The sequence below is a fragment of the Arthrobacter sp. 05T444 genome, assembly GCF_056395905.1.
In genome coordinates, this window is the sequence record NZ_JBFTKK010000001.1 from 405498 (window position 1) to 417496 (window position 11999).

The 11999-nt window shown below is 65.3% G+C and carries 9 protein-coding genes; all 9 read left to right on the forward strand.

Going from position 1 to position 11999, the window contains the following annotated elements; genetic code table 11:
• The first annotated feature begins 2 nt into the window (after positions 1 to 2).
• A complete protein-coding gene (gene ilvN, locus AC1DD3_RS01850) occupies positions 3 to 515 on the forward strand; it encodes an acetolactate synthase small subunit (protein WP_230116848.1) in 513 nt (170 codons plus the stop codon).
• Positions 516 to 601: 86 nt separating this feature from the next.
• Positions 602 to 1627: a ketol-acid reductoisomerase gene (gene ilvC / locus AC1DD3_RS01855; RefSeq protein WP_230116847.1), complete on the forward strand. Its 1026-nt coding sequence runs from the start codon at positions 602 to 604 to the stop codon at positions 1625 to 1627.
• 132 nt (positions 1628 to 1759) lie between these two features.
• Complete coding sequence (gene serA, locus AC1DD3_RS01860) at positions 1760 to 3349, forward strand: phosphoglycerate dehydrogenase (RefSeq protein WP_476880835.1); 1590 nt, start codon at positions 1760 to 1762, stop codon at positions 3347 to 3349.
• Positions 3350 to 3551: 202 nt separating this feature from the next.
• Complete coding sequence (locus AC1DD3_RS01865) at positions 3552 to 6347, forward strand: ABC transporter permease (protein ID WP_476880836.1); 2796 nt, start codon at positions 3552 to 3554, stop codon at positions 6345 to 6347.
• A complete protein-coding gene (locus tag AC1DD3_RS01870; protein ID WP_230116844.1) occupies positions 6344 to 7099 on the forward strand; it encodes an ABC transporter ATP-binding protein in 756 nt (251 codons plus the stop codon). The genes AC1DD3_RS01865 and AC1DD3_RS01870 overlap by 4 nt, the downstream gene beginning before the upstream one ends.
• 35 nt (positions 7100 to 7134) lie before the next feature.
• A complete protein-coding gene (metG, locus tag AC1DD3_RS01875; protein WP_230116843.1) occupies positions 7135 to 8694 on the forward strand; it encodes a methionine--tRNA ligase in 1560 nt (519 codons plus the stop codon).
• Positions 8695 to 8827: 133 nt separating this feature from the next.
• Positions 8828 to 9880, forward strand: coding sequence for a 3-isopropylmalate dehydrogenase (locus tag AC1DD3_RS01880; protein WP_230116842.1), 1053 nt, complete (start codon positions 8828 to 8830; stop codon positions 9878 to 9880).
• A 101-nt stretch (positions 9881 to 9981) separates the two neighbouring features.
• Positions 9982 to 11094 carry a branched-chain amino acid aminotransferase gene (locus AC1DD3_RS01885; protein ID WP_230116841.1) on the forward strand — a complete coding sequence of 371 codons (1113 nt, stop codon included), beginning with the start codon at positions 9982 to 9984 and terminating at the stop codon, positions 11092 to 11094.
• A gap of 100 nt (positions 11095 to 11194) precedes the next feature.
• Positions 11195 to 11992: an MBL fold metallo-hydrolase gene (locus tag AC1DD3_RS01890; RefSeq protein WP_476880837.1), complete on the forward strand. Its 798-nt coding sequence runs from the start codon at positions 11195 to 11197 to the stop codon at positions 11990 to 11992.
• Positions 11993 to 11999: the final 7 nt, after the last annotated feature.

Here is an 11999-nt window from a genome sequence, read left to right on the forward strand (position 1 = left end):
ACATGCCCCGCCACACACTGTCTGTTCTGGTCGAAGACAAGCCCGGTGTGCTGACCCGCGTCGCGAGCCTCTTCGCGCGCCGGGCCTTCAACATCAATTCCCTGGCCGTCGGCCCGACGGAAGTCCCGGGCATGTCCCGGATGACCGTTGTCGTCGACGCCGACGGTGACCTGATCGAACAGGTCACCAAGCAGTTGAACAAGCTGGTCAACGTGATCAAGATTGTTGAACTCACCTCAGAATCTTCCGTACAGCGTGACCACATCCTGGTCAAGGTACGTGCAGATGCCGCAACACGCCTGCAGGTGACCCAGGCTGCAGACCTGTTCCGTGCTTCAGTGGTCGACGTCTCCACAGACTCCGTGGTCATTGAAGCAACCGGCCACCCAGAAAAACTCACGGCACTCCTTTCAGTGCTCGAGCCCTTCGGTATCCGCGAAATCGTGCAGTCCGGCACCTTGGCCGTTGGACGGGGATCCCGCTCCATGAGTGACAGGGCGTTGCGCAGCGCTTAAGGCACAGCCTTCCTGCAGCGCATGCCTAGGCATTACCGCACCACAGACCACCATCTATAAAGAATCCACTCAAAGGAGACACCCCAGTGACTGAAATGTTCTACGACGACGACGCCGACCTGTCGATCATCCAGGGTCGCAAGGTTGCCATTGTCGGCTATGGCTCTCAGGGCCACGCCCACGCGCTGAACCTGCGCGATTCCGGCGTCGAGGTTGTCATCGCGCTCAAGGAAGGCTCGAAGTCGATCGCCAAGGCCGAGGAAGCAGGCTTCACGGTCAAGAATGTTGCCGACGCCGCCGAATGGGCCGACGTCATCATGATCCTGGCACCGGACCAGCACCAGCGCTCGATCTACAACGACTCCATCAAGGACAAGCTGACCGCGGGCAAGGCCCTGGCTTTCGCACACGGCTTCAACATCCGCTTCGGCTACATCGAGGCTCCGGAGGGCGTCGACGTCATCCTGATCGCCCCGAAGGCTCCCGGCCACACGGTGCGCCGCGAGTTCGAAGCCGGCCGTGGCATCCCGGACATCATCGCCGTGGAGCAGGACGCCACCGGTTCCGCCTGGGAGCTGGCCAAGTCCTACGCCAAGGCCATTGGCGGCACCCGCGCCGGTGTCATCAAGACCACCTTCACCGAAGAGACCGAAACGGACCTCTTCGGCGAGCAGTCCGTCCTGTGCGGCGGCGTGTCCCAGCTGGTCCAGTACGGCTTCGAGACCCTGACCGAGGCCGGCTACCAGCCGCAGATCGCCTACTTCGAGGTGCTTCACGAGCTGAAGCTCATCGTTGACCTCATGTGGGAAGGCGGCATTGCCAAGCAGCGTTGGAGCGTCTCCGACACCGCAGAGTACGGCGACTACGTCTCCGGCCCGCGCGTCATCACCCCCGAGGTGAAGGAAAACATGAAGGCTGTTCTCGCCGACATCCAGAACGGTGCCTTCGCCAAGCGCTTCATTGACGACCAGGACAATGGCGGCGCCGAATTCAAGGAACTGCGTGCAAAGGCAGAGCAGCACCCGATCGAGGGTGTGGGCCGCGAACTTCGCTCCCTGTTCTCCTGGCAGCAGCAGGACGAGGACTACGTCGAAGGCTCTGCAGCCCGCTAGGGCTGAGGCTTTCGCTTAGGAGCCCTTCAGAACGCGACAGTGAGGCCGGGTTCACACTTAACAATGTGAGCCCGGCCTTTCCGTCAGCCTAGACTTAATTCATCCCCCGGACTGCAACGCAGAGGATCAGCCGTGTCAAAACCCGTAGTACTGCTCGCCGAAGAACTTTCGCCCGCCACAATCGAGGCCCTTGGCCCGGACTTTGAAATCCGCCAGACCGACGGCGCCGACCGCTCCCAGCTGCTCTCTGCCATTGCGGACGTCGACGCCATCCTGGTGCGGTCCGCCACGAAGGTGGACGCCGAAGCCATCGCAGCGGCGAAGAACCTGAAGGTCATCGCCCGCGCCGGCGTCGGGCTGGACAACGTTGACATCAAGGCGGCCACGCAGGCCGGCGTCATGGTGGTCAACGCCCCGACGTCCAACATCGTCTCCGCCGCCGAACTCACGGTCGGCCACATCCTGAGCCTGGCGCGCCACATTCCGCAGGCCAGCGCCGCCCTCAAGGACGGTGAGTGGAAGCGCTCCAAGTACACGGGCATCGAACTCTTCGAGAAGAAGATCGGCATCATTGGCCTGGGCCGGATCGGCGCCCTGGTGGCCGCACGGCTCCAGGGCTTCGACACGGAAATCCTCGCGTACGATCCGTACATCACCTCCGCCCGCGCTGCCCAGCTCGGCGTGAAGCTTGTCACCCTGGATGAGCTGCTTGCCCAGTCGGACTTCGTGACGATCCACATGCCCAAGACCCCCGAAACGGTCGGCATGCTCGGCGCTGACGCCTTCACCAAGATGAAGCGCACGGCCTACGTCATCAACGTGGCCCGTGGCGGACTCGTTGACGAGGAAGCCCTCTACGCGGCACTGCAGGACGGCCAGATCGCCGGCGCGGCAGTGGACGTCTTCGTCCAGGAGCCCAGCACAGACCTGCCCTTCTTCAAGCTGGACAATGTTGTGGTCACCCCGCACCTGGGTGCCTCCACGGACGAAGCCCAGGAGAAGGCCGGCGTTTCCGTGGCCAGGTCAGTACGACTCGCCCTCGCCGGTGAGCTCGTGCCGGATGCGGTCAACGTTGCCGGCGGCGTGATCGCCCCCGACGTCCGCCCGGGCATCCCACTGATCGAGAAGCTGGGCCGCATTTTCACAGCCCTTACCCACGCCTCCCTGACCCAGATCGACGTTGAGGTTGCCGGTGAGATCGCCTCCCTCGACGTCAAGGTCCTGGAGCTCGCTGCCCTCAAGGGCATCTTCGCTGACGTTGTCACCGAGCAGGTGTCCTACGTCAACGCGCCCGTCATCGCTGAACAGCGCGGCATCAACACCCGCCTCATCACGACTCCCGATGCCGAGGACTACCGCAACGTCCTGACCCTGCGCGGAGCCTTGAGCGACGGCAGCCAGATCTCCGTTGCCGGCACCCTGACCGGCCCGAAGCAGGTGCAGAAGCTCGTTGGCGTCAACGGCTACGACGTCGAAATCCCCATCAGCGAACACCTCGTGGTGGTGTCCTACGCTGACAGGCCCGGCGTCATCGGTACGATCGGCCACATCCTGGGTATGAACAACATCAACATCGGCGGCATGCAGGTGGCACGCCAGGCAGAGGGCGGCCAGGTGCTGGCGCTGCTCACCATCGACAGCTCCGTCCCGCAGCAGGTGCTGGATGCCATCAAGGCCGGCATCGGTGCGGAAATGGTGCGCGAAGTGGATCTCGAGGACTAGGGATCCCGCCCCGGGGTGAACTCTGCGCGGCAGGGAGGACACCCCGGCTAAATATGATTGGCCGGTCTGCGTACAATGGCTACGTCCGAATTAAGGATCTTGCCGGCAGACCGGCCAATACTTTTTGCACGCCCGCAAGGGAAACCTCCACCTCCAAAGGTGATCGAGTCGTGCGCACGCAATCCAGGTTTCAGGGAGCCCAATGAACGCCGTCCAGAGGTTCATCAGAAGCAAAGTGCTGCTGCTGACCGCTGCCATTTTGATCGCCGCCATGTGCCTGTCCGTCCTCGTCCAGAACCAGTCGCAGGCAGCGCTGAACCGGACCGTGGACGAAAACTCGCGCGGGCTCTATGACATCCTGGTCCAGGCCAAGGCGGGTTCCGGGGGTGCACTGATGCAGCCGGAGATCGCCAACGGCCAGGGCGGCATCAGCTTCGGCCAGCTGCAGGGCATCAGGGACCTCTCGGGCACCTCGGTCGCAGCCCCCATCAGCCTGGTCTCCCGCGTCACCCAGAACCTGGAAGCCCCGCGGCTTGAGGCCATGGACTACCTCGGCTTCAACGCCGGGCTGGTGGGCACGGCTACGGCAAGCCAGCCGGGCGGCACAGATCCCAGCAAGTGGCCGGCCGCACAGTCGGTCCTCAGCGATACTCCCAAGAAGTACCGCCTGACGGCCAGCGCCACCAGTTCCGACGGCGCTTCCGAGCAGACTCTCTTCAAGTCCACCGCGGAAGGAACCCTCGGCAAGGCCCGACTCGTCGAAGAACAGGCCGCCGGCGGCAAAAGCATCCGCATTGCCGGACCCGAGGGTGAGACGGGCATCAAGTTCCCGGCACCCGCGGGCGGATCCGAGCACAACCTCTTCAACCTCTCCGTAGCCCTGCCCATGGCGCCGGAGGTCACCGAGTCTGTGGTCGCCGTCGACCCCGTTTCGGAGCGCGCACTGCTGGGAACCGCCGGCGACTTCCTTGCCCCGCTGGAGAAGGCACCGCCGGCCGACGCCCGCAACGCGGGCGCGATCGGACGCCACTTCGAAAGCCTCTTCACCACCGGCATCGGCATGAAGGAACTCGAGGAGGGGCCCGATTTCCTGGGCGTGAAGCTCAAGTACTGGGCGCCGCTGATGACCCAGTACCAGCAGGCCAAACTGAACGGCCAGCTGACCGAGGATTCCCAGGCCATACCCCTGATTGTCCGCTCGGGCACGTCCGTTGACCTGAAATACTCGGTGAAGATCGAGGAAATCGATGACTCCGGGAACGTGGTCAAGGAGGTCGGGACGGTGGACCGGTCCCTGGACAAGGATTACCTTCCGTTCGTCTCCAAATCGCCCTTTGCCCTCGCCTGGCCGGGATCCACCGATTACTCCAAGCTGCTGGGGAACTCGTCGAACTTCAGCCGCGGCCTCTACACCCCTGCCGCCTGGAGCACGAACTTCGCGTCAGCTCCCAAGTACACGGATGGCTCCACCGCGGGCAACGGTGCTGTCGACAAGACCGCAACGCCGGGCGAGTGGGTCACCGTCAACCGTCTTCCGGAGAAGACAGCGGCCGGGGAACCTGTGGACCAGACCCAGCGCAATCCGGTCGATGAGCGCTCCTACCGGGACAACCTCGAAACGGGGAAGAAGCTCGCCGCACCCCTGGCCATGGTCTACGGGACGTTCGACCCCGCCGCCGTCAAAGAAGCGGCTGGGGATGTGAACAGGCTTCCGCTGGGCGGCTACGACCCCACTCCGCTGACGCTGACCAAGGACGCCCAGGGCAAGGATGTCCAGGACACCACGCTCAAGCCGTCACTCAGTGCCACCGGGCTGGTCAGCCAGTCGGCCGGCGCCATCACGGACTTCTACGGTCTCGCGGCCGCACGCGGGTTCGAGAAGAACACCTCGGTCATCGACGCCGTGCGCGTCCGGGCCAGCGCGCCTGGAAGCTGGAAGCAGGCCCAGCCGGAGGTTGAAAAGCTCGCCAACGAGATCCGGGACATGGGCCTTGAGGCCACCATCGTGGCCGGCTCTGCGCGCGAGGACGCCAACATCTTCGTCCCCGGCTACTCCAAGGACGACGCCGGCAAGGAATCTGCGCTGGGCACCGTCCAGCAATCATGGGTCAGGCAGGATGCTGCCGACGCCGTGTCCGGCTCGCTGACCGCCACCAACCTCACGCTTCTCTTCCTCACCCTCTGCGGCGCTGCGCTGCTGACAGGCGCCTCCACCGTCAGCTACGTCCGGCAGCGCCGCCGCGAGGCCGGCACCCTGCGCGCCATGGGCTGGACCCAGCGGCGGATCCGCTCGTGGGTGCTGGAGGAATTTGCCGTCGGCGCCGGGCTTCTGGCCGTCGCGGGTATCGTCCTGAGCCTGCTGAGCTGGAACCTCGCCACGGTGATTGTCTCGGCGTCGGTGCTGTTCCTGTATGCGGCCGCGGCCTTCTTTGCAGCCCAGCAGCTCCGCCACCGCGAGGAGATCGACCAGGAACCCCAGCACGACGAGCGGCTCATCGCCGTCGACTCGCCCCTGACGTTCGCAAACCGGCAGCTGAGCACCAACCGCTTCAATGCCATCTCGCTTGCCGTGGCCGTCGGAGTGTTCGGTGCAGCAGTGGGCGGCCTGATCGCCCTGCTGATCGACATCCCGCGTGCCGCCGGCGCCAGCGCACTGAGCGGCCTGGCTGCTGCCAGCGTCGCCCTGCCAAGCATCGTCCTGGGCCTCTCCGGAGTTGCGGTGGGACTCCTGCTGACGCTCGTCACCGGCCGCTTTGAACTGCAGGCCAAGCGCCAGTACCTGGGCACCCTTGAGGCCATGGGCTGGAACCCCGACATGCTGGGCCAGGTCCGTTTCTTCGAAAATGCCCTGGTGGGCGCGGTGGCTGTGCCATTGGGCGTGCTGGGCGCCCTGGGCGTGGGGCTGCTCCTGGCCCCCTATGCCGCGCTCTGGGCCGCCGTGGCCGGGCTCGTGGCCGTACTTTGCTGGATTCCGATTGCAACGAAAGTAGTCCAATGACCAACGACCTTAACCTTCGCCGGGCGCGCGGGAACGACGACGGCGAGGGCTCGCTCCAGACGCGCGCCAACACCCTCGTCAAGGCCGCCGATCACGGTACCCCGCTCGAGCTGAGCAATATCACCATCCGCTACGGCGGCGGAAAAGGCGGAGCCGACGCCGTCAGCGTGGTGGAGGGCTTCGACCTGACGCTCCACGCAGGTGAGATGCACTGTGTCGCCGGCCGAAGCGGCTCCGGCAAGACCAGCATCCTGACCGTGGGCGCGGGACTCACCCTGCCGACGTCGGGCCGGGTGCTGTGGGAGGGGCAGTCGCTCGAAAGCATGGGCGATGACGAGATCGCTGACCGCCGGCGTGCCCTGATCGGCTACGTCGACCAGGGCGGGGCGCTGATCGACGGCATGAGTGCCCTTGAAAATGTCCTGCTGCCCGCAGTCCCGGACGGTGAAGTGGATAAGCGCCGCGACATGGCCAAGGACCTCTTGGATCTTGTGGGACTTGGCCGCCGGATGAGGCACCGCCCAGCCCAGCTCTCCGGCGGTGAGCGCCAGCGCGTCGCCATTGCCCGGGCCCTGATTCTGGGAACACGCGTCCTGGTAGTGGATGAGCCCACAGCCAGCCTGGACCGCGCGTCCGCCAACCGCATCATCAGCATCCTTAAGGACACGACGTCCGACGGGATTGCCGTCCTCGTTGCTTCACATGACCACGAACTGGTCCGGCTGAGCGATACGCTGACCGAACTGATCTAGATTCATCCCTCCGCACTAAAGGTAACGTTCCGCCCGTGACTTCCCCAGACAAGCGCCCGTTCTACATCACCACGGCCATCACCTACCCCAACGGTGTGCCGCACATCGGCCACGCGTATGAGTACATTGCCACCGATGCAATGGCCCGTTTTAAGCGGCTCGATGGCTACGACGTGATGTTCCTGACGGGCACTGACGAGCACGGTCTGAAAATCGCCCAGGCCGCGGAGAAGGAAGGTGTCACGCCGAAGGAGCTCGTGGACCGGAACGCGGAAATCTACAAGGCGGCGCACGCTGCCCTGGGGATCTCCTACGACCGCTTCATCCGCACCACGGACACCGACCACTACACCGCTTCGCAGGCCATCTGGAAGAAGATGGAAGCCAACGGCGACATCTACCTCTCCAAGTACGAAGGCTGGTACTCCGTCCGCGACGAGGCCTACTACGTGGAAGACGACACCGTGGTGAAGGAGGACGGCGACCGGTACACCAAGGAGACCGACACCCCTGTCACTTGGACGGCCGAGGAGAGCTACTTCTTCCGCCTCTCCAACTACCAGGACAAGCTGCTGGCGCTCTACGAGGCGCAGCCGGAGTTCGGCGCCCCGCAGTCCCGTTTCAACGAGGTCATCAGCTTCGTCAAGCGCGGCCTCGAAGACCTGTCCATCAGCCGCACCACCTTTGACTGGGGCGTTCCGGTACCCGGCAACGACAAGCACGTCATGTACGTATGGGTGGACGCCCTGACGAACTACCTGACCGGCGCCGGATACCCGGATGTGGAATCGGCGTCCTTCAGGAAATTCTGGCCTGCCGACGTCCACGTGATCGGCAAGGACATCTCGCGCTTCCACGCCATCTACTGGCCTGCTTTTCTGATGAGTGCCGGCCTGGAACTGCCGCGGCGCGTGATGATCCACGGCTTCCTGCACAACAATGGAGTGAAGATGTCGAAGTCGCTGGGCAACGTGGTGGCCCCGGCCGACTTCGTAGCCCAGTACGGCCTGGACCAGGTCCGGTTCTTCTTCCTCCGTGAAGTGCCTTTCGGCGCAGATGGCAGCTACAACCACGAGGCGATCGTGGGGCGGATGAACTCGGACCTCGCCAACAACTTCGGAAACCTGGCGCAGCGGTCGCTGTCCATGGTGGCGAAGAACTGCGAAGGCCGGGTGCCGGTCCCCGGAGCCTTCACCGCCGAGGACCAGGCCATCCTGGCCCAGGCGAACGGCCTGCTTGAGCAGGCGCGCGCCGCCTTCGACAAGCAGGAATTCAGCCGTGCCCTTGAAGCGATCTGGGGTGTGCTGGGCGACACCAACGCGTACTTCGCCGAGCAGGCCCCCTGGGTCCTGCGGAAGTCCGACGTCGAACGCATGCGGACTGTGCTGTACGTGACCCTTGAGGTGCTTCGCATCGTCGCGATCCTGGCGCAGCCGGTCATGCCGGGGGCGTCGGCGGCCCTTCTGGGCACGTTGGGGCAGCCGGAGGGCGACGCCCGGCAGTTCGCTGCCATCCCGACGCCGATTGTCGCCGGCACCGAACTGCCCGCGCCGGCACCGGTCTTCCCCAAGTACGAAGAGCCCGCCGAAGCGTAGCCCCCTGCCGGACGCTCCCTCACCCTTCACCGGAAGGGCGGGGGAGCGTTCGCCTTTAATCCCCCCGTCGCGGCGCTGCTCGAATAATGAGACGGTTTGACCAGAATGTGGATGGCTTGGCTACCCTGAAAACATGAGCGCATCAACGATCAATCTCGCTGTCATCCCCGGTGACGGCATTGGCCCCGAGGTCATCGCCGAAGCCATCAAGGTCCTCGAAAAAGTGGTCGCCGCCGAAGGCGTCACCCTCGAGCAGACCCACTACAAGCTCGGTGCGCAGCACTGGCTGGAGACCGGCGAGACACTTCCGGAGTCCGTGCTCGAGGACCTGCGGACCCGCGACGCCATCCTGTTCGGCGCGGTCGGCGCCGCCCCCGGGGACACCCGGATCCCCTCCGGCATCATCGAGCGCGAGATGCTCCTCAAGCTGCGGTTCAGCCTTGACCACTTCGTCAACCTGCGTCCCTCCAGGCTCTACGGCGGCGTGGGCAGCCCGCTGTCCGCCCCTGGAGCCATTGATTTCATCGTGGTCCGGGAAGGCACCGAAGGCCCCTATGTGGGCAACGGCGGCACCCTGCGTGCCGGCACCCGCCATGAGGTGGCCACGGAAGTCTCGCTGAACACCGCGCATGGCGTGGAGCGCGTGGTGCGCGATGCGTTCCGGCGCGCCAGCGAGCGCCCGCGCAAGAAGCTGACCCTGGTCCACAAGCACAACGTCCTGGTGTACGCCGGGCACCTGTGGAAGCGCACGGTGGAAGCCGTCGCCGAGGAATTCCCCGAAGTCAGCCACGACTACCTGCACATCGACGCCGCCACGATTTTCATGGTCACCGACCCCTCACGCTTCGACGTGATCGTCACGGACAACCTCTTCGGCGACATCATCACGGACCTCGCTGCGGCCATCACCGGCGGCATCGGACTGGCAGCATCCGGCAACATCAACATGGACCGGACGGCCCCGTCCATGTTTGAACCGGTTCACGGATCCGCTCCGGACATTGCCGGGCAGCAGAAGGCGGACCCCACGGCCGCCATCCTGTCGGCGGCGCTGCTGCTGGACCATTTGGGCTTCTCCGACGCGGCACGCAAGATCGAGACCGCGGTGGTGGCCGACGTCGAAAGCCGCAACGGCGAAGCGCGGACCACCAGCGCCATTGGCGACGCCATTGCCGCTGCCGTTTAGCCCCGTCCAGCAGGCGTAAGCTTGACCTGAATGACCAAAATGCTGCCGTGGTCCGATGCTGAACCACGTTCACATGCCAGGCAGCCGACAGTGGAGGAACCATGACTCAGACTGCCCATGGCGTCGAATTCACCCAGCAGCCGTCGGCCACCCCGAAGTCTGCTGAAGAGCGTGCAGCCATCCTGGCGAACCCGGGTTTCGGCAACTACTTCACCGACCACACCGCGATCGTTGACTACAGCGTCGATGAAAACGGACAGGGCGGCTGGCGCGATGCCCGGATTGAGGCCTACGGGCCCATCATGCTTGACCCCTCGGCAGCCGTCCTGCACTACGGGCAGGAGATCTTCGAAGGGCTCAAGGCCTACCGGCACGCCGACGGCACCATCTGGACCTTCCGGCCCGAGGCCAACGCCGCGCGCATGAACCAGTCCGCCCGCCGCCTGGCCCTGCCGGAGATTCCGGCCGAGTACTTCCTGGGTGCCATCCGTGAACTCGTGGCCGCGGACAAGGAATGGGTCCCGGCCGGCGACGGCGAGGCCCTTTACCTGCGTCCCTTCATGATCGCCACCGAGGCATTCCTGGGCGTCCGCGCCGCCCGCGAGGTGTCCTTCCGGGTCATCGCGTCGCCGGCAGGCAACTACTTCGGCGGCGAGCTGAAGCCCGTTTCCATCTGGATCTCGCGACAGTACGCCCGCGCAGGCCGCGGCGGTACCGGCGCCGCGAAGTGTGGCGGCAACTACGCGGCGTCGCTGATCGCGCAGCAGGAAGCTGAGGCCCACGGCTGCAAGCAGGTGCTGTTCCTCGACCAGTTCAACGACAACGCGGTAGAGGAACTGGGCGGCATGAACGTGTTCTTCGTGATGAAGGACGGCTCGCTGGTCACGCCCGCCCTGACCGGAACCATTCTTGAGGGCGTCACGCGGATGTCCGTCATGCAGGTGGCCAAGGACATGGGCCGCGAAGTCGCAGAGCGCAAGATCACGCTGGATGAATGGCGTGACGGCGTGGCCTCCGGTGACATCACCGAGGTTTTCGCCTGCGGCACCGCCGCCGTCATCACACCCATCGGCGTCCTTAAGGACGACACGGAGTTCATCGGTTCGGAGGACGCCAAGGCTGGCGAAACCACCATGGCCATCCGCGAGCAGCTGCTCGGCATCCAGACGGGCAAGGTCGCCGACACCCACGGCTGGCTGACCCGGCTCGCCTGACGCTTTTGTACGTACGACGGCGGGTGGCCGGGGTGGTGCCGTTGCGGCACTGAACCGGCCGCCCGCCGTCGGCGTTTCCCGGAAATGCAAGAATGGGACTGTGAATCCGGACATCACGCCAGCCCTCAAAGCCAGCAGCCCGCTGACCAGGTTCCACCTGGCCCCGAACCCCGGGCCCATGAGCCTGGACGGCACCAATTCGTACCTTATTAGTGCAGGGGGCCATCCAGGGACCGCTGTGGTGGACCCTGGCCCGCTCGACGAGGCGCACCTCCAGGCGCTGGCCGCTGCTGGTTCCGTGGAACTGATCCTGATCACCCACCGCCATGCGGACCACACCGCCGGGGCGGCACGCCTCCACGAACTGACGGGTGCGCCCGTCCGCGCGGCCGACCCGGCGCACTGCATCGGGGCCGCGCCGCTCCGGCCCGGTGAGACCATCGCAGTTGCCGGAACCGAAGTCCGGGTGGTCGCCACCCCGGGCCACACCTCCGATTCGGTCTGCTTCCACCTGCCCCTCGACGGGCCGGCCGGTTCCGTGCTCACCGGCGACACGATCCTGGGCCGCGGGACTACCGTTCTGGACCACCCGGACGGCCGTCTGGATGACTACCTGTCTTCCCTCGACCGGCTGGAACTGCTGGGGCCAGCCACCGTGCTGCCTGCGCATGGTCCGGTCCTTCCGGCACTCGACGCCGTGGTCCGGGACTACCGCAGCCACCGCCTGGACCGGCTCAGCCAGATCCGGGCGGCCCTCGCCGGCTTGGGCGGGAAGGCCGGAGTCGCGGAGGTCACGGATGTTGTCTATGCCGACGTCGATCCGGCAGTGCGGCGCGCGGCCGAGAATTCGGTGGCTGCCCAGCTGGAGTATCTGCGCACCCTGCACGACCGGACCTGACGGCGGG

Excerpts from the sequence above, each read along its gene's own strand:
- ilvN (WP_230116848.1), top strand. The coding sequence starts at position 3 with ATGCCCCGCCACACACTGTCTGTTCTGGTCGAAGACAAGCCCGGTGTG.
- AC1DD3_RS01865 (WP_476880836.1), top strand. The coding sequence starts at position 3,552 with ATGAACGCCGTCCAGAGGTTCATCAGAAGCAAAGTGCTGCTGCTGACC.
- AC1DD3_RS01870 (WP_230116844.1), top strand. The coding sequence starts at position 6,344 with ATGACCAACGACCTTAACCTTCGCCGGGCGCGCGGGAACGACGACGGC.
- AC1DD3_RS01880 (WP_230116842.1), top strand. The coding sequence starts at position 8,828 with ATGAGCGCATCAACGATCAATCTCGCTGTCATCCCCGGTGACGGCATT.
- AC1DD3_RS01885 (WP_230116841.1), top strand. The coding sequence starts at position 9,982 with ATGACTCAGACTGCCCATGGCGTCGAATTCACCCAGCAGCCGTCGGCC.